This is a genomic window from Chloroflexota bacterium (assembly GCA_034717495.1).
Classification (GTDB): domain Bacteria; phylum Chloroflexota; class Anaerolineae; order JAAEKA01; family JAAEKA01; genus JAYELL01.
Genome location: JAYELL010000057.1, coordinates 143,740 through 162,237, shown reverse-complemented (window position 1 = coordinate 162,237; position 18,498 = coordinate 143,740). Strand labels below are relative to the sequence as shown.

Sequence of the window (18,498 nt, the reverse complement as noted above, 5' to 3'; positions counted from 1 at the left end):
AGTGCTTCATCAACAAGATCAAGCAATATCGCCGCATCTTCTCTCGATTCGATAAACTTGTTCGGCGTTATCTCGGTTTCCTGCGCTTTGCTGCAACCCTTATCTGGTTGCGCTAGAAATGTCAACACGGCCTAAAGCAATGCCACTTTGAAACCAAGGGTTGTGAGATGCTCGCGCAGCATGGATGCCTGCTTACAAACTCCTGGTTTCTATCAGGAATCACTTTGGGATTACTTTACGTCTACAACCCAACTGGAGACGTGACGGAGATCACCGACGCAGATTATCCCGCTCGGCACTTCGCCTACGACAACCTCGCCCGGTTATGCGGCGGCAGCTACGATGGTGCGGGCGGATCGGGGCAGTGCGGCGATGCAGCCTACGAGCTGGCCTACGGCTACGACGGCACGGGCAACCTGGTAAACAAGGCTGGCACCACGCTGGCCTACTTCCCCCATGGGACAGCACAGCCCCATGCCGTGCAGTCGGACGGTACCCATGTGTATGAGTATGACCAGAACGGCAACATGGTGACGCAACAGCCAAGCGGGGGTGGCAGCACGGTGGCCACCTACATCTGGACGGCGGATAACAGCCTGGCCAGCGTGAATATATCAGGGGAAGGGGTATCCAGCTTCAGCTACGATGCGGATGGCACGCTGGTCAAGGAAACGGCCGCCGACGGCACAGTGACCTACTATGTGGGTGTGTATTACGAGGTGCAGCCTGTCACGGGCATCATCACCCGCTACATCCTGGTGGGTGGCCAGCAGGTGGCCTCACCTGCGCTGCGCGCATGCGCAGTGTGAACCGCACCGGCGATCCTGATCCGAACCGCAACGGTCGGTTTTGCGAAGCACACGGGGGATGGCCGACTTCCTGGCAGGTAACGCATGGACTTGGTAAAGATAAAGGATGTAACTTGGGTTAGCGCAATATCTCGTCCAGTACGGCGCGTACGTCGGCCTCCGGCACGTCGTCGAATAGATCCACGTCGCCGATGGCCCGGGGCAGCACAAAGCGCAACTGCTGGCCGACCCGTTTTTTGTCGGTAGCCATGGCTGCGATGATCTGCTCAGGTGTTGATCCCTGAAAGCGTATAGGCAGGCCCAGACGGCACAGGACATCTTCGATACGGCCGATCAAAGAAGAATCGCAAAGTTCCAACCGGGCCGCCAGTCGAACCGCCGCTGCCAACCCAATACCGACAGCTTCCCCGTGGCGCAGCTGATAATCAGATACCACCTCGAGCGCGTGGCCAAAGGTGTGTCCCAGGTTGAGAACAGCCCTTCGTCCACCCTCGAAAGGATCTGCCTCAACCACAGCTACTTTGACCCGTACGGCATCCGCGACAAGGTCGCCCAGGCTTGACGGTCCCCAAAAGAAACCATTACCCTCGAGCATCTCGAACAGAGCAGGTGCGCCAATGATGCCATGCTTGACCACCTCGCCCAGCCCGCTGCGAAACTCGGCTGGTGGCAATGTCGCCAGCACTTCGGGGTCGATAACCACCAATTCCGGTTGCTTAAAGGCGCCTACCAGGTTCTTTCCCTGGGGCATATCCACACCCGTCTTTCCGCCCACGCTGGAATCGACCATGGCCAACAAACTGGTAGGAATCTGGACCAGAGGCACACCACGCAGATAGGTAGCCCCCGCAAATCCAGCTACGTCGCCGACCACGCCACCACCAAGGGCAATCACTGGACTCTGCCGGTCCAGTCCTCGCTCCAGAAACCGGTCATAGAGAGTCGCCACCGTATCCAGAGTCTTGTGAATCTCCCCTTCGGGGATTTCCACAACTGCCGGAGCATACCCTGCTTCCTCCAGACCAGCAACCAGTATCCTGGCATGAGCCGCGCCGATTTCCGGATTAGTCACGACCATGCAGGCACCCGGTCGAATGCCTGCCTCCCTCATCAGGTGACCTGTCTCCGCCAGCAGGCCATCCCGAACCAGGATATCGTAGCTGCCACCAGGAGTCGTGACAGGAATCCGCACAGGAGAGGATGTGATGTCCCGAAACAGGCGGATAACCTGTTCTGCCACCTCGGCCACGCCTAACCCGCTGGTGTCGATCTGATAGGGGACTTCTCTATATGCCTCGGCCCGCTCAAGCAGCAGCGAAACAATCCGTTTTTCCCTGTCCAGTGACGCAAGCAACGGTCTGTCGCTTGCATCCCTGAGTCTCTCAACGATTTCAGCCGGTTCCGCATTGAGACAGATCACAACGCCCGATTGAGCCATAGCCCCAAGGTTTTCCCCAGAAAGCAACGCTCCGCCACCTGTGGCAATGACAATGTCACGCTCGCCAGCCAGTTCCCGGCATAGCTCAGCCTCCATCTGGCGAAAAACCCTTTCGCCGTCCTCGTCAAAGATAGCGCTAATTGGCCTGGCAGCTCGCTGTTCAATGATCGTATCCATGTCGATGAAGTAGCGACCCAAGCGCTCGGACACGACCTTGCCAACAGCTGTCTTGCCGGTCCCCATGAATCCGGTGAGAACGATATTGAAGTGCTTCGTCATGTTCAATTTCACAATCCTATCCTGAGCAACGTCCCGAGCGTGTCGAGGGGCATAGCCGAAGTGTGACACTGGTCAATCCAATAAAAGATCAGCGGAAATCTGCGCCGGAGGTCTGCGGAAATCAGCGTTCCTCTGGTTTGTCCAGGTTTGGCACCAAAAGAGTCTTGAATGCAGCGATTTGCCAATTACTGCCCAACATGATAAAAATCCAACTATGCTTGTTGTGATCGATGGACACAACCTGATTGGCGTTATTCCCGATATCGACCTGGCTGATCCCGACGACGAATGGCAATTGGTTCAACGGCTGCGCAGCTATTGTGCTGCTACGAAGCAACGGCTTACCGTTGTTTTTGATCCTGGCGAAGGTTCTTCGCCAGGCTGGGCCCTTTCCAGCCAGCGTGTGCAAGTACGCTTCGCCGCACCGGGCCAGGAGGCAGATGCCCTCATCCTACAGATTGTTGGCCACCATAGAACCTCGTCCACAATAACGGTTGTCACCAACGACAGAGCGCTGTCCAATCTGGTCAGAGCCGCCGGAGGACAGGTCCGCTCGGCCAGCGAATTTGCCCGTCACTTGCTTCCTTCCAGTGCTCGCTCCACACCGGTCGACGATCCAATCGATCCCCGCGACCCAGCTTTCGCCGACATCTTCGACAACTTTGTCGCTGCGGACAAGGATGCTGCCCGTTTCGGCACGGAACACACGCTGGACCCGGCGCCCTGGATAGAACAGTTGTACGGCGATGATGTTGGCGACGCCCGGACGGCAGCCCGCTGGCTAGGTCGTTTCGGCCATCAAAACGCCCTTGAACCGCTGCTCGACGCTCTGACCCACAGCCACCGTGATGTGCGGGCTGCAGCGCTCCTGGCACTGGGTATCCTGGGTGACAAGCAAGCTGTCGCTGCCACAACCGATCGTTTGATCCATGATCGATCCGCCATGGTGCGGGAGGCCGCAGCCCAGAGTCTGGCTCGTCTTGGAGGCCAGGAGGCAGAAGCGGCCCTGCGGGCGGCGAGATCCGATCCCAAAGGAAAAGTGCGAAAGGCAGCCTCGACGGGATTGGTGCAAATCAAGGCCCGCAAGCAGGGCTAACGCCTCCCGGTCGCCACACCTTACTGCTCAAAGCCAAACTGCCACGGCACATCATCCATGGGCAGATCGCTCAGCCGATTGCGTCGCAGCGACTCGAACCGGGTTCGCAGATCATCCAGGCTGTCACCACCCAACTTCTCCAGCAGTACATCAGCCAGCACGAAGGCCACCATCGCCTCACCAACCACGGCAGCGCGCGGCACGGCGTTGAAATCGCTGCGCTCGTAGCGAGAAAGCTCGGATTCTCCGGTAGCCAGGTTGACGCTGCGCAGAGGGCTCAGCGTGGTGGAGATCGGTTTCATAGCGGCGCGAACCAGCAGGGGCTGCCCGGTTGTGATGCCACCCTCCAACCCTCCCGCCCGATTGCTCTCCCGTATCAGTTCACCTGTCGCCTCGTCGATAAAGATCTCGTCGTGGACCTGGGTGCCCGGCAGAGTAGCGTTCTCAAAGGCGGGACCAATTTCAACGCCCTTGATGGCCTGAATCGAACCCACAGCTCCCATCAGCCGCCCACTGAGACGCCGATCGTAGTGAACATGGCTACCAAGCCCTGGCGGCAAACCCAGCGACACGACCTCAAAAGTGCCGCCCACCGTGTCCTTGTCCTGCATGCATATCCGAACCCGCTCACGCATGGCCGGAAGAACCTCTTGGTCGGGACACCGCAGATCATTCCTCTCGGCCACTAGAAAGCGGTCCTGGTAAACAAGACTTGCCATGCGCTGCCAATCCACCTCGACCCCGCCAATCGCCGTGACGTAGCTGCTAACCCGAATATCGAACTGGGCCAAAAGAGCCTTGCATACTCCCCCGACCGCCACGCGCGCCGCGGTTTCCCGAGCGCTGGCGCGTTCCAGGGCCAGCCGGAGTTCCCGGTACCCATACTTGATTGCGCCCGTCAGGTCTGCGTGACCGGGACGGGGCGTGGACAATGGCTCGATGTCGCGGTCACGCCATTTTTCATAGTCCCGATTTTCCAGTAACAGGGCGATCGGGGCACCAGTCGTGTGCCCTGCCATGACGCCAGAGAGTATCATGGCCCGGTCTCGTTCGATTTTCATCCGCCCGCCCGCGCCATAGGCCTTCTGGCGGCGGACCAGATCGAGTGCAAGGTCGTCCGAAGACAAGGAGAGTCCTGCGGGCATACCCTCCAGGATGGCTACCAGTGCCGGGCCATGTGATTCACCAGCAGTTAAGAATCGTAGCATGATCTATCCATATTGTGATGCTATCTACCAATCTATTTTTTCAAGGCTGCGAGGGCAGCAGCCGCCATGATATCCATCGGCGGCGATTGGCCCGTCCATAGTTCGATCGAAATGGCACCCTGGGCAACAAGCATGTCCAGTCCATCCTGAGTCGCACAACCTGCCCTTTCGGCCTGTTGCAAAAACAGGGTCCGCTGAGGCCGATATACCAGATCGTAGAACAGAGCCTCCGCCGGCAGGGGTTCATCCGAAGGCCAGGCCGTTTCACCATCCTTGGGCCACATACCTACCGGTGTCGTATTGACCACCATATCCGCTTCGGAGACTGGAAGGGTCGCCAGATCGGTTCCGAAGGCAACAGTTACTTCCGGGAAGAAGCTGTGGCAATGGACTGCCAACTGCTCGGCGCGGCCTGCTTTGCGATTCCAGATAGTGATACTGGCAACCTTTCGCCGGGCAAGCGCGTAACATACAGCTCGGGCAGACCCACCAGCTCCTAACAGCACCACCTGCTTGCCAGCCAGGTCAAACCCATGGCCGTCCAAGGGATGAAGGAATCCTTGCCAATCTGTGTTATCGCCGGACAGATATCCGTCTGGCCCCACAATCACCGTATTCACTGCGCCGATTACCCGCGCTGCGTGGCTGATCTCGTCGATCAATGCCACAACTGCTTGCTTGTGAGGTACTGTGACATTTGTGCCCCGGAAGCCGCTATCGACAAGTTCAGCCAACCTTTCGCCCAATTGATCGGGATGCACGGGCAACGCCTGGTAGTGCCAGGCCAGCCCCATGGCCAGGAAGGCCGCATTGTGCATGGCGGGACTGACGCTGTGGCCCACCGGCCAGCCCAGAAGGCCGACCCGCCGAGAGCGATCTATATCCTTTGATTCAGATAACATCGGACCTGGTGTCCATTCTGGAGCAAGCAGCAAGCTGACAGATCTTCACTCTCATGAGTGAACTTCGACCTCAACGCCCAGCTTGGTCAGCGCGCGTTCGAATCCCGGATAGCTGTCAGCAATGCACCCTGCGTCCTCTACCAACACAGGTCCGGATGCTACCAGGCCAGCAACGGCAAGCGCCATGGCCAGGCGGTGATCGCCATGGCTATGCACCGGCGCACCACCAAGCTGGGTCGGGCCATCCACGATAAACCCATCGGGCTGCTCCTCGATGGTGGCGCCCAGGCGGCGCAATTGCGATACGATGGTGGCGATTCGATCGGTCTCCTTGATCCGCAGCTCGGCGGCATCCCGGATCAGGGTCCGACCATGGGCCTGGGTCGCAGCAACTGCTACAATAGGAAGCTCGTCGATCGCCCGAACGATCAGGTCACCACCGATTTCGATCCCGCGCAGTTGACCATGCCGCGCCGTAACGTCGGCAACCGGTTCGCCATGATCCTGGCGCTCGTTCGAAATTTCCAAATCGGCGCCCATCTCACGAAAGATCTCCAGGATTCCGGTACGGCGCGGGTTGACGCCGACGCCGGCGACAGTGATCTGGGCACCAGGGGTGATCAGCGCGGCTGCTATCAGAAAAGCCGCGGAAGAGATATCTCCTGGAACAGTCATCTCCACCGAAGTTAAAGCTGTGCGCGGCCGCTCGATGCTGATCACCGAACCGTAAACATGCACCGGCCCGCCCATGACTCGCAACAGTCGCTCGGTGTGGTCGCGGGCTGGACCTGGTTCCCGAACCACCGTCAGGCCATCGGCGAATAACCCCGCCAGCAAAATTGCAGATTTCACCTGGGCACTTGCCACCGGCATCGTGTAATCGATTTGATGAAGGCCGCCACCGCGGAAGGCCAACGGCGCCAACGTGGCATTCTGCCTTCCCAACACCGTGGCTGCCATCTGCTGAAGAGGCTGCGTTATGCGGCCCATAGGCCGCCTTCGAAGCTGCTCACTGCCATCCAGAATACTCATGAATGGCTGTCCCGCCAGTACCCCTGCCAGCAGGCGCATACTGGTTCCGGAGTTCGCACAGTCCAGACATACGGCCGGTTCCTGCAAACCACGCAGCCCCACTCCTTCGATTTTCACCGTGGCAGGTGCGGGCTCCTCGATAGCAACGCCCAACGCCCGCAGGCAGGCCAACGTTGCCTGGCAGTCGCCACCGGGCAGAAAATTGTAGATGGTACTTGTTCCTTCTGCCAGGGCAGCGAAGATGGCAGCCCGGTGGGAAATCGACTTATCGCCGGGCATCCGCACTGTGCCCCGGAGTTTCTCAGGTGGATGAATGATCAAGTTCATAAGTGAAGTCTTCTGGCTCCTACCCCTTCATTGCCGACTGCATCATCAGCCACAATCCTGCAAGAATGCATTTCGTCTGTCACGAATAGTCGCCAATGCAGACTGCAGGGCATCTCCATCCCCATCGGCGATCAGTGTTTGCAGTTGGGTTAACTGTGCCTGAAACCATTCGAGCTGTGCCAACACGGCAGCTCGATTCGTCAACAGAATGTCGCTCATCATGCGTGCATCGCTGCCTGCCAACCGGGTGCTGGAACGAAAACCGCTGGCCGCCAGCTCAAGCGTTCGATCGTCGCTCTGACTGGCTTCATACACACCGGCAAACAGAGCTGCCGAAACGGTGTAGGGAAGGTGGCTTATGGCTGCTACGATTCGATCGTGGCGTTGCGAGTCCAGATGTATCGGGCGGGCACCAACCGCTTTGGCCAGGGACTCCACCACAGGAACGACCCCGGGAGCCGTGCGATCAAGGGAGGTTATCACCCAGGGTCTATTCTGGTAGAGTCCAGCCTCGGCAACAGTCAACCCTGAGGTTTCTTTCCCACACATGGGGTGGCTGCCCACCGGCTCCACGGACGAAGGCAGGGTGGCCATGGCGTCACAGATGACCTTCTTGGTACTACCCATATCGGTCAGGACTATCCCCGGTTGCAGAATACCCTGCACCGCCAGTCTGCCGACCTCATCGATCTGCTGCATAATTACGCTGACCGGTGTTGCCAGGACAATCACATCGGCTTCGGGCAATCCTGCCGCCAGGGTGGTGTGGCCGGAATCGATGGCACCAATGGCCAGAGCCTCTTCGATCGTTTCCCTTCGGCGCGCAATGCCCACGACACGACCCACCTTTCCCCGCAATGCCATGGCCAGTGACCCACCCATCAAGCCCAGGCCTGCGATCGCAACAGTCAGGTTATCGAGAGGCTTGTCGTGAGGTTTTAGGATCATAAGCTCGAAATGGTGTGATTACCGGGCGCTTGAACTTGAATGTGAGACTGCGCAGATACAGCCCTTGCCAATCAGGTATCCTATAATTCGCGTCCGACCGCTGCGGCAATGGGCTTCAAGCTTTCGACGAGTGCAGCAAAGCGCTCCGGCTTGAGACTCTGGGCGCCATCTGAAAGCGCGTTCTCAGGATCAATGTGTACCTCGACGATGAGACCATCGGCCCCGGCTGCCACCAATGCACGCGCCACAGGCTCCACCAGGCTCCACCTGCCGGTACTGTGGCTGGGATCGCCGATGACAGGCAGATGGCTCAGGGATTTGAGCGCTGGAATGGCGTTGATGTCGGTCGTGTTGCGGGTGAACGTTTCGAAGGTCCGGATACCCCGTTCGCAGAGCATGACCTTGAAGTTGCCGTCGGAGAGAATATACTCCGCGGCCATCAACAATTCCTGGATGGTGCTCATCATGCCCCGCTTGAGCAGGATCGGTTTCTGGGTCTTGCCCACGGCATGAAGCAGCGGATAGTTCTGCATGTTGCGCGCGCCTATCTGTAGCACATCAGCGTACTCCGCCACCAGGGGCACCTTGTCAGGCGACATGACCTCGGTAACGATGTGAAGGCCAGTCTCCTCCCTGGCCTCCGCCAGTATCTCCAGGCCCTTTAATCCCAGACCCTGGAAGGAGTAAGGAGAGGTACGCGGCTTATACGCGCCGCCGCGCAGCAGGGTAGCCCCGGCCTCCTTGACGGCATGGGCTGTTTCCAGAAGCTGACTGCGGTTTTCCACGCTGCATGGGCCTGCAATGATGGCCAGCTCCTTGCCGCCGATCTGCACTCCATTCAGGGAGATCACCGTGTCTTCGGGGCGAAAGTCACGACTGGCCAATTTGAATGGTTGAAGAATGGTGACCGTCTTTTCGACACCGTCCATCACCTCGAAGTTAGCAGATTCCAGGTGACGCTCATCACCAATGACACCGATGATTGTCCGTTCGGCACCCTGGCTCAGATGTACCTGGAAACCCAGATCGGAAACCCGATTGGTTACCCGATCGAGGTCGGCAGCGGATGCACCTGACTTCATTACGATGATCATGAGAATATCCTCTCTATAGCGTCCGGCCGACGGACTCCGCGACTAAACGCAGTTCTTCCATCATCCTGGCAAACCGCGCTGGTTTGAGACTCTGAGGACCGTCGGAAACCGCCTGGTCCGGATTGGGATGAACCTCGACAATAATACCATCAGCGCCACAGGCAACAGCCGCCTTGGCCATGGGTGCTACCAGGTCCCAGCGCCCCGTGCCGTGGCTCGGGTCAGCGATCACAGGAAGATGGCTGAGTTGTTTCAGCAATGGCACAGCGTTCAAATCAAAGGTATTTCGAGTCATGGGCTCAAAGGTACGAATGCCCCGTTCGCATAACATCACCCGGTAGTTGCCCTGGGCCAGAATGTACTCGGCAGACATGAGCAGTTCCTGGACGGTACTCATCATGCCTCGTTTGAGCAAGACAGGCCGCTGAGACTGCCCCACTGCCTTGAGCAAGCCATAGTTCTGCATGTTGCGGGCCCCAATCTGAAGGACATCGGCATAGCGGCCTACCATTGCTACTGCATCTGGAGTCATCACTTCGGTGACGATCCTCAGGCCTGTTGCCTCCCGGGCTTCTGCCAGCAATTCCAGGCCCGCCAGGCCCAATCCCTGAAAGGAGTAGGGCGAGGTGCGCGGCTTGAAGGCGCCGCCTCGAAGCAAGGTTGCTCCGGCCTCCTTGACCGCATGAGCCGTTTCCATCAGTTGGACCCGATCCTCAACGGCGCACGGCCCAGCCATCACAACCACCTTCTTGCCGCCCACTGATGTGCCGTTGAACTGGATGGTGGTATCATCTTCCTGGGTCTGGCGGCTTGCCAACTTGAAGGAGTGGCCAATGCGGGTAACTGTACGCACCCCTGGCAACATCTGAAACACGTTTTCGTCAAGGTCGCCCACAAGGCCGACCACAGCCACCACGGTACGGGTTTCGCCATAGATTGGATGAGGATACAGGCCCAAGTCCTCTACCTTGGCGATGACTGCTCCAATCTCGGCAGCTGTTGAGCCCTGTTTCATAACAACAATCATAGTTGCACCTTGCCCTTATATCTGCAGCAGCTCGCTCTGCCCCGTGTCGCCGTTTTCATCGATCTTTGTTGCGGCGGGGTATGAACCAAGCAATTTCACAAACGCGGCCCGAGACAACAATCCCACCAATGCTTGCTGGCATGCGGGATCCTGCCAATGGCCCTCAAAATCCAGGTAAAAAACGTAATGCCATGGTCGATTTCGCCGGGGACGGCTTTCCAGCTTGGTCAGGTTGATGCCCCTGGTAGCAAATTCACCCATGCACGCATATAGTGAGCCCGGCTCGTGGGAAACGGCGAAAACCAACGAGGTCTTCGCCTCGCCCGTCACGGGAGGATCCCCCTTGCCGATGAGGAAAAAGCGGGTAACGTTGAAGCTCAGATCTTCGATACCTTCGGCCAGAATCTCCAACCCGTAGGTCTCAGCGGCCAGGCGACTGGCAATGGCAGCTACGCCGGCTTCCGGATTGGCTGCCAACTCCTTGGCGCTTCCAGCCGTATCGTACCAGGTAACCGCCTGGAGACCACGTTGGGTGAGCCAGCGTTCGCACTGCGCCAGGGCCTGGGGATGGGAGCGAACGGTAGTGATGCTGTCCAGTGTGCTTCCCGATGGGGCCATCAGGTTATGGCGGACGGGAAGCAAAATCTCGCCCCAGACCCTCAAATCATGCTCCAGCAACAGATCATAGGCCCGGTTGATCGATCCTGCCAGCGAATTCTCTACAGGCAGAGCACCGAAATCGGCTTCACCCGAATCTACCGCTGCAAAGATTCCCTCAAAGGAGCGGCAGGGCAATGAAACGACCGTATCCCCGAAATGTTGGCGGATGGCTTGCTCCGAATAGGCGCCAGGTTCACCCTGGAAGGCGATAACTTTCATGCGGGTCTCCTTTTTGGCCGATTGCTGGCCGCGCCAGGTATCAACCTTGTCCTCGATCCAGGACTCAAGTGACTGCATATCTACCGGCGGCAAGGTAGCTTTATCCGGTCGAAGATTGCGTGCGCCACGCAGGTAGACGTGCACGATCTCGTCGGCGGCACGCTCGGTATTCCAGTCAATCAGCACCCTCACACAGCGTGGAAGGCCACCCGGCACATCCATTTCATGCCCGCAAAGCAAGGGCGCGTCCAACCAGCCTAGCTGACGGGCTGCCAGGGCAGGATATTCGGCCGTCAGGTCCCGGGTCGTGGTGAAGATGACGCTTGCCACATCTCCTGGCTTGATCTCGTTGAGTTGAATCATGAGCGCCAGCAGGCGACGGGTCTCCTGCAAAATAGCCTCAGACGTATTATGGTCGACAGTTATGGCGCCGCGAACGCCTCGATTGGACATAGGTCTCCAAAGCGTAGTACAACAAAAAAGCGTGGGGCTTGCGCTCCACGCTGTGTTCGGTCTTGTCTCTTGGCCGGTTCGCTCAGGACATCGTTTCAGCCCTGATGTGGAGCGCGTTTGTTTCGCCTGTAAAATAGAAGGCAAAATAAAACCCGCACCAGAATTCGTTCAGGAGCGGGTGCAAACTTAAGAACACGCTATCGGCGTGAGTTTCTTGACAATTCAATTGGCAGTGCGCAGGCAAGGTAGCCATCTTATTGCCTCGATCAGAAGTGACGGGATGGTAACACAAGACTACCGGACTGTCAAGTCGAGTCGCGGGCAATCGACAGATCATCCCGACGAATGCAGACCAATTCAGCCACCCGCCTCGTCACAAAAAAGGACTCCAGGCTTTGGGGTAGAGGCTGCGCACATGGCCACCCATCCCGGTCCCCTGGGCAAAGTAGAGTCCGACCCCCAGGACCGCATCCTGGTGGCGCACAAGCACGTACCCGGTATCTGTACAGCGTTGGCTCTGGGCTTCAGAAACAGCGATAGTTTGCCGGGCAAGGTATGCCTGGACCTGTTCCTCATCCAGTTCGATGACATTGCGGGTAGCAGCCGGTCCAAACAACATTGCGGCCCCGGTTGTCAGCTTGGGATATCTCATGTGAGTGCGCATGAAAAAGAGCCCTGTAGCATCGGGCTTTGGTCGATCAGGTGCCTGATGATCGCCGCTTGTCACCGTGATACCATCCCGGCTGCGCCGCAAAACCCGGTAGCCAGCGAAGGCTGTTGAAGGGATCCCAAATCGTTCCTCCAACAACGCCAGCCAGGGAGAGCTATCCTCTTCATCTGCTGCCATGGCTGATGCCATATCCTGAGGTTCGGCTGGGACACCCTCTTTTTCCAACAGAGCAACGAAAAAACCGCCACTGTTATTCTGGTGCGGCCAGACTCGCATGGTATGCTGCAGGGAATGGTGGAAGCGTAACCCGTTCCACTCTGTGAGGCCGTCCGAGCTGTGGAAGCCAGTAATGCGGGCTGGCAACAAGCGGAGCAACGGGCCTTCTTCAGCGGTCATCGACTCCTGCAGAAGGGCATCGACAACGGCCTCGTTTTCCTCGGGGGCATAGGTGCAGGTTGAATAGACGATGCGCCCACCAGGCCTGCATAGCGCAACAGCCCGGCGCAACAGGGCCCGTTGAATGCCACTCCTGGCGCGAAAGCGGTCTGCACCGGTCTCATCCAGGATCGCCGGTTTCTTGCGAGAGGTGCCTTCAGAGGTGCAAGGAACATCGACCAGGATACGATCGAACAGACCAGCTTCGCCAGGAAAGCTGGCACCATTGGAGGTCACCGTGGAAACAGTGACCAAACCTAATCGCTCCAGGACCTGTCGAGTCGCCCGCATGCGAAGGAAGCTGCGGTCATTGGCAACAACCGTGCCTCGATTGGCCATCGTGACCGCCGCCTGGGCTGTCTTGTTGCCTGGCGCCGCGCACAGATCCAATACCCGTTCGCCAGGTTGTGGATCCATGAGCACGACGGGCAACAAGGATACCTCCTCCTGGACATGGTAAAGTCCAGCCAGGAACTCCCAGCGGCGACCAGGCCTGAAATCCCTGGCTATTGATTGGGTGTTCTCCAGGACATCCGGCGCCAGCTTGAAAGCACTGGGGTACCAGGGAAGGGGTTCCACCTGGATGCCCGCCTGTGCCAAAAGTGCGGCCAGCCGATCGGGAGTGATGCGTAGCGTATTGGTCCAAATGCAGGTGGGAAGTGGGCGCCGCAACGCCTCCTGGAAAGCGGCCCAATCGCCAACGATGGGCCGATAGCGACCAAAAAGCGTCATGGACTGCGCGCTTTCAACCTGATCACCGGCTGAACATCAACCTCGAGGTGGACGGGCCGTCCAGTCTCCTCGGCCAGTTCCTGGCTCATCTCTTCCACGATCAGAGGATCAATGGCTTCTGCGGTAGAAGATACCCGGGCATAGACCTTCAGTACCTTGCCGCGGCGATCCACCCGAACTTCCAGCAGTTGGCTATCGGCATAGGGATCCAGCGCCGCATTCATCACCTTCTTTACCGCGGTCTCGAACCGGACCTCCTCAACACTGCCAATCCCGATCAGGGTTAGTGGAATACTGATGAGTACCAGCAACAAAAGGGCGATCCACCAGCTTCGCTTGAGGCGTTGCTGGTCGGTGCGACTTCCCTTCAATGGACGGACCCCAAGAAGGAGGAAGACAAGCCCACCGGCCATCGTAATCGCGATCAGATTGGTGAGAAAAAGCAGCATCGCGCCACCGGCGATCGCTCCCGAAAACAAGGCCAGGCCGATGCCAACGGTGCAGAGAGGAGGCATCAAGGCAGCGGCGATGGCCACACCAGGCAGGGCTGCCGAGACCTCCTTGCGCCCGATGGCGTAGGCCCCTGCAGCCCCTGATGCCAGAGCGATGACCAGGTCCAACACGGTAGGTTGGGTTCGAGACATGATCTCGCTACCGATCCGCATTTCCGGAACGATCAGGCTGATGATAAGTGCAACGCCAATGCCTGCCGCGACCCCTTTCACCGTGGCTTCCACGGAAATGCGAATCATCCTTGCATCGCTCATTACGATGCCAAGGCTTGTCGCCATGATGGGAGTCATCAGGGGCGCCACAAGCATCGCGCCGATGATAACAGCACCACTATTCTGCCACAGGCCCAGGGTGGCAATGATCGCCGACAGCACGATGAGCACGAAGTAACTCACACTGGGATTGGCACCCGCCTGCAACGTGCGGTGCAAAGCCAACTGCTCCTCGCCGTCCAGCACGGGCAGTAGACTCTGAGTGCGATCCCACCAGAGTCGAGCAAATGCCTCCCGCTCGGGTTGAGCCGAACGCACCATGATCGCTGGCGTTTCGGTGCGTTCCACCACCTGATGGGGGATATCCCCGAACAACACCCGGTCCAGCAGGCCCTCGTTGGTCGCGCCCAACATAATCAGATCATATTGCTGCTCGGCTTCCTCGACCAGAGCTGCCGCGATGGGTTCCTGACTGTTGACAAGTTTGATTCTTGCGTGATCGGCGTCAGGCAGGTCCTCAAAGGTGCTCTTCACGAGATCGCGTGCCCTGCTGGCATTTAGCTCATTCGGCCCCTTCCTCACAATGTAGACACCAACCACTTGAGCGTCCCATATCCGTGCCAGTTTCAGGGCAAGACCAGCCGCCTCCCGGGCATGTGGGCCACCGGCCGTAGGCAATAAAATACGTTGGGTTTGCTGCTTGAGTTCGCCATCCAGAGCTACGACTGTGCAGGGCGTGCCCTGCACGAGCTGACCGACCAGACGCCGTCGTTCATTCGCGCTTCTTGTATCAAGATCGCCATTCTCGTTTTCGGTTGACTCCTCCGGCCGCCAGGTAATCAGGATCATGTCCGCATCTTCTTCGCGGGCAGTATCCACAATCGCATGTCCTGGATCGCGCCCGATGCGGGTTATCGGTGTAAAGGGCACATCACCGGTAACCTGGCCCAGCGACCAATTCAGGAGCTGAGTACGTTCCCTGGCCATCCGTGCGCCTTCCGCTCGGGTCAATTGAGGTGGTAGGGAAATGACCTGAACTGCCAAAACTTCGCCATCCTCGGCCCGGGCGATATCGGTGGCAAGTCGCAGCAAGGCGCGGTGTTCGGCTGGTGTCCCTACCAGGGGCACCAAGACCCGGAATCGATCAACGACCACCTCGGATTCCGCAGCTTCCTTGCGGATTGTGGCCTTGACTTCCTGCGCTTCCTTGTGGGCATCACGGCCGAAAAGCAAAAAGATCAAAAAAGCGGCGGCCAGGGCAACTGCAATGCTGATATAGGGCACCAACCCTGCCACAGTGCTCAATAACAGGGTAGCGACCAAACCAGCTGCCGGTATCAGGGGTGGAAAGGGCAGGCGGAACAATCCCTGCGCCTTGCTTTCGCCCGGGTCCTCAGGTATTTTGGGACGGAAAAAGATGTCGGCAAAGTTAACGCAGGCTGCGAAGAGCAACGCCATGCCGGTCAGAGCCGCAAAGCCCGTATTGCCCTCCAGCAACGCAGCAAACGCGGCGAGCAAGGCGGCCGTGAGTACTCCTGCTGAATAATTTCTCTTTTTGTCTCGCCGATCGGGAAGAAATCCTTCCCTGGCCAGTTGGCGCAGAATTCGGTTTGCCCGAAGCAGCAATGAGCTCATGGCATTGATCAGCAGGAGCGTAAACAAGACTGTGACGACGAGCCAGGTTGCTTGCAGATTAGCTTGATTCAGCACCGCCGCCAGCCCCCCGGTCGCCAGGTGAAAGGGATCCATCCGGAGACTTGCGATCAGGATGAGCGCCGTGAGGACAACCAGGATCGCCAGGGTAAAAAGGGAAAACTTGTTGCTGTCCCCGCCCGTACGCCGAAGATCAGCCTTCCACTCGCCGACCGCTTCGACGACTCCCACGATCAGGATGAGCGGCAACGCACCCGTCAATGCGCCGCCGAACCCGGGTGTACCGAGACTGCCTGTGGGCCGCGGAAAGCCCTCACCAACCAGGGACACCACGAATACAATGAGAATCGCGACGATTCCACCGAACAGAATCGCATCGTCTGCCCTGTGCCATGGGCGCCGGCGGAAAATGGCGATCAAGAACGCGACCAGCAGAACAACGATTGCAAGGATGGGGATAGCGTATGGGCTGGTCGCTAACAGCGGAAAGGGAGCCAAGCCGGGAATGAGCAGCCTGGCTGTCTGGCGAGCGAGCAATCCCGCTGCAAGCAAAAGAGCTAACAGGAAGACCCAGGTGGCCACAAAGGGGAAAAAGCCTTCTTTCTGCTTGGCGATGGTCTCGTAGATGCCACCGACTGGTGTGTGCTGCGCCAGTTCCAGGTAACTCAAGATCGTGGGAAGCCAGACAACGACAGCCAGCACAAGGGCCAGCGTTGCATCTGCACCACTTAGCCGAACCGTTTCACCCAGCGAAAGAAAAGCTACGACGGGCAGGGCGGCACGAAGGCCAAGGCTCACCACCTGCCGGAATCCCAGCTCTCGGGTGTAACGCACTTTGGCGCGTCGTTGGGTTTCTTCTGGAGGCATAGGTACTCCGCGGACAGAGCGCCAATTGGCGCTCTGTTATGTTAAATCCTGCCAACCGGCCACCGTCAGGCGCGATCCCCAACCGAAAGTTCTTTTGGTGGAAACGATTCCGGTGCAAACTCTCCCAACAATCGCCTCAAACAACGGAAGAACGATTATTGGTCGTCCGGAAAATCACCGAAATGCACGTTCGTAATCGAACCATCCCGCAGGATCAGCGTCAGTGTGTTGAGTGTCGACGAGGTATATCCCTCTGGGTCCCTCTGCACCACAACATACAAACCTGGCTCAACCCGGTCAAAAGCAAATTCTCCTGTCTCATTGGTAATGGCGCTGGCAACTTCAGTTTGACCAGACGTCAGAAGAACGACCTGAACCCCCGGCAACCCGGCTTCGGCTTCGTCCTCCCACAACCCGTTTCGATTCAAGTCCTCGAAGATAACTCCCTGTATGCGACTGCTGCCACTGAGAGAGACAGGCGCCGCCGTCGGACTCTCGGTCGGAGCGGGTGTCTCAGTCGGCGCCGCTGTGACATCTGGCGAGACCAGATCAACCGCAGGCGTTCCCGTCAAGGTAGCGGTGTCGGTGACTGCTGGCGTCGCGGTGAGTTGGACAGATTCGGTGATGGCGTCGCCGGCAATGATGGTCCCGGTGGGAACAACCGTAACTGTAAATATTTCTCCGGCTGCAAGCGACTCAGGTATCGTGATCGCCTGTGAAGGAGTGATCGCGCGGGTCACCGCAGGGTCTTCCAGATAAAGTGCAGCCAGGAGAGTCTGAAGGCCCTCCAGAAACTCCTCAGACCGCTGAGTACTTTGAGCCATTTCATCGACCTGGCCGCCGAGAGCCTGCAGGTCACCATCGACCGTCCCCAACTCATCCCGCAAGGTAACCACATCCCCGGCCACACCGGCGATTCTTTCGTCCAACGTGTTCACCTGGGTTTGCAATGGATCGAGAACGCTCACCTTTTGCCTCAGGGAAACGATCCCACCTCTCGTTTCAGACAATCCGGTTTCGGCATTTTCCAGCCGCGACCCATGGCTATCGAGTAGCCCAGCTTGATCCATGGAGGACTCCCGCAACGATTCCAGCGCATCATCCAGGCTGTCGACGGAACCTTCCAGAGAACCTGCAGCATCTTCCAGGCTGCCTGCTCGATTCTGCAATATCTGAACGCTTCCTCCCACCACAGACAGGCCAGTCCGCAGATTTTTGGCCTCGTCAGCAAGGAGATCGACATCACTTCGGGGCGCCCAGCTCAGATCTCGGTTGATAGCAAACAAGATGCTCAATACCAACGCCGCTCCCAGGAGTGCCCCGACCACCATCATGGCAACACTCTGCAGACACCCGGCGGTGGAACTGCCTGATCTATCTGTTTCGACCACCAGGGGCGGTGCGGCAGCGCCCGGCGGAACCTCACCAGGCATCTCGCGCCTCGGTGGTGGTATCGATTCCTCCTCAATCATCGGCAGATCAGCCACTTGAGCGGTGGTTGAGGCCGGTTCGAGCGACTCCGCTTCTTCCCGGGCCGCGCCAACCAAAGACTCCACAGCCACATCGTCAGAGAGGGTACCGGCGTCAGTTTGGGCGTCCAGTGCAATCATTTTTGTTTCGTTCACGGCAGCCTGATGAGATTCGTCCAGAGTCGTCTTGGATATGGCTCGCTCATCTACCGGCAGATCCTCGCCAGAGTCGTGACTGCCGTTATCTTCAGACTTTTTGGACATAGAGACTCTCCTGCGACAGCGGCGAGAGATCACAACCGCTCGGGGTTCTATCCTGTTCTCGAGAACCTGGGACGATAAGATACATAATGTGGACTGCTCAATTATACAATCAGTGTCGCGTGGTTGGCAAGTGAATTTCGGCGACTTGATCGAAAGAAAAGGGCAGAGTATAATCAAGCACCACAAATTAG

General features: G+C 58.2%; 13 protein-coding genes. 2 read left to right on the top strand and 11 right to left on the bottom strand.

Going from position 1 to position 18,498, the window contains the following annotated elements; genetic code table 11:
* Positions 1-224 precede the first annotated feature (224 nt).
* Positions 225-809: a hypothetical protein gene (locus U9R25_11645; protein MEA3336557.1), complete on the top strand. Its 585-nt coding sequence runs from the start codon at positions 225-227 to the stop codon at positions 807-809.
* 118 nt (positions 810-927) lie between these two features.
* Here the strand turns inward: U9R25_11645 and aroB are convergent, their stop codons facing one another.
* A complete protein-coding gene (gene aroB, locus U9R25_11640) occupies positions 928-2,538 on the bottom strand; it encodes a 3-dehydroquinate synthase (protein MEA3336556.1) in 1,611 nt (536 codons plus the stop codon).
* A gap of 202 nt (positions 2,539-2,740) precedes the next feature.
* Here aroB and U9R25_11635 point away from each other — a divergent pair, with 202 nt between their 5' ends.
* Positions 2,741-3,622 carry an NYN domain-containing protein gene (locus U9R25_11635; protein MEA3336555.1) on the top strand — a complete coding sequence of 294 codons (882 nt, stop codon included), beginning with the start codon at positions 2,741-2,743 and terminating at the stop codon, positions 3,620-3,622.
* Between the two features lie 20 nt (positions 3,623-3,642).
* On the opposite strand, the gene aroC is transcribed toward U9R25_11635, so the two are convergent.
* The 10 genes from aroC to U9R25_11585 form a co-directional block, all read right to left on the bottom strand.
* Positions 3,643-4,830 (bottom strand): chorismate synthase, encoded by a 1,188-nt coding sequence (gene aroC, locus U9R25_11630; GenBank protein MEA3336554.1) that lies wholly within the window; start codon positions 4,828-4,830, stop codon positions 3,643-3,645.
* 32 nt (positions 4,831-4,862) lie between these two features.
* Entirely contained in the window at positions 4,863-5,732 is an 870-nt protein-coding gene (locus U9R25_11625; protein ID MEA3336553.1) for a shikimate dehydrogenase, read from the bottom strand.
* 51 nt (positions 5,733-5,783) lie between these two features.
* Entirely contained in the window at positions 5,784-7,091 is a 1,308-nt protein-coding gene (aroA, locus tag U9R25_11620; GenBank protein MEA3336552.1) for a 3-phosphoshikimate 1-carboxyvinyltransferase, read from the bottom strand.
* 45 nt (positions 7,092-7,136) lie between these two features.
* On the bottom strand, positions 7,137-8,039 hold the full coding sequence (locus U9R25_11615) for a prephenate dehydrogenase/arogenate dehydrogenase family protein (protein MEA3336551.1): 903 nt from the start codon (positions 8,037-8,039) through the stop codon (positions 7,137-7,139).
* A gap of 80 nt (positions 8,040-8,119) precedes the next feature.
* Positions 8,120-9,133: a 3-deoxy-7-phosphoheptulonate synthase gene (gene aroF, locus U9R25_11610; protein MEA3336550.1), complete on the bottom strand. Its 1,014-nt coding sequence runs from the start codon at positions 9,131-9,133 to the stop codon at positions 8,120-8,122.
* A gap of 13 nt (positions 9,134-9,146) precedes the next feature.
* Positions 9,147-10,160 carry a 3-deoxy-7-phosphoheptulonate synthase gene (aroF, locus tag U9R25_11605; GenBank protein MEA3336549.1) on the bottom strand — a complete coding sequence of 338 codons (1,014 nt, stop codon included), beginning with the start codon at positions 10,158-10,160 and terminating at the stop codon, positions 9,147-9,149.
* Positions 10,161-10,175: 15 nt separating this feature from the next.
* Entirely contained in the window at positions 10,176-11,492 is a 1,317-nt protein-coding gene (gene pheA, locus U9R25_11600) for a prephenate dehydratase (protein ID MEA3336548.1), read from the bottom strand.
* A 373-nt stretch (positions 11,493-11,865) separates the two neighbouring features.
* Complete coding sequence (locus tag U9R25_11595; GenBank protein MEA3336547.1) at positions 11,866-13,329, bottom strand: RNA methyltransferase; 1,464 nt, start codon at positions 13,327-13,329, stop codon at positions 11,866-11,868.
* On the bottom strand, positions 13,326-16,574 hold the full coding sequence (locus U9R25_11590) for a DUF389 domain-containing protein (protein ID MEA3336546.1): 3,249 nt from the start codon (positions 16,572-16,574) through the stop codon (positions 13,326-13,328). The genes U9R25_11595 and U9R25_11590 overlap by 4 nt, the downstream gene beginning before the upstream one ends.
* Before the next feature lie 155 nt (positions 16,575-16,729).
* A complete protein-coding gene (locus U9R25_11585; GenBank protein MEA3336545.1) occupies positions 16,730-18,307 on the bottom strand; it encodes an SdrD B-like domain-containing protein in 1,578 nt (525 codons plus the stop codon).
* Positions 18,308-18,498: the final 191 nt, after the last annotated feature.

Bases quoted from the DNA above. Each gene is read 5' to 3' on its own strand.
- U9R25_11585 (MEA3336545.1), bottom strand. From the start codon at position 18,307: ATGTCCAAAAAGTCTGAAGATAACGGCAGTCACGACTCTGGCGAGGAT.
- U9R25_11625 (MEA3336553.1), bottom strand. From the start codon at position 5,732: ATGTTATCTGAATCAAAGGATATAGATCGCTCTCGGCGGGTCGGCCTT.
- aroA (MEA3336552.1), bottom strand. From the start codon at position 7,091: ATGAACTTGATCATTCATCCACCTGAGAAACTCCGGGGCACAGTGCGG.
- pheA (MEA3336548.1), bottom strand. From the start codon at position 11,492: ATGTCCAATCGAGGCGTTCGCGGCGCCATAACTGTCGACCATAATACG.
- aroF (MEA3336549.1), bottom strand. From the start codon at position 10,160: ATGATTGTTGTTATGAAACAGGGCTCAACAGCTGCCGAGATTGGAGCA.
- aroF (MEA3336550.1), bottom strand. From the start codon at position 9,133: ATGATCATCGTAATGAAGTCAGGTGCATCCGCTGCCGACCTCGATCGG.
- U9R25_11595 (MEA3336547.1), bottom strand. From the start codon at position 13,329: ATGACGCTTTTTGGTCGCTATCGGCCCATCGTTGGCGATTGGGCCGCT.
- U9R25_11615 (MEA3336551.1), bottom strand. From the start codon at position 8,039: ATGATCCTAAAACCTCACGACAAGCCTCTCGATAACCTGACTGTTGCG.
- U9R25_11635 (MEA3336555.1), top strand. From the start codon at position 2,741: ATGCTTGTTGTGATCGATGGACACAACCTGATTGGCGTTATTCCCGAT.
- U9R25_11590 (MEA3336546.1), bottom strand. From the start codon at position 16,574: ATGCCTCCAGAAGAAACCCAACGACGCGCCAAAGTGCGTTACACCCGA.
- aroC (MEA3336554.1), bottom strand. From the start codon at position 4,830: ATGCTACGATTCTTAACTGCTGGTGAATCACATGGCCCGGCACTGGTA.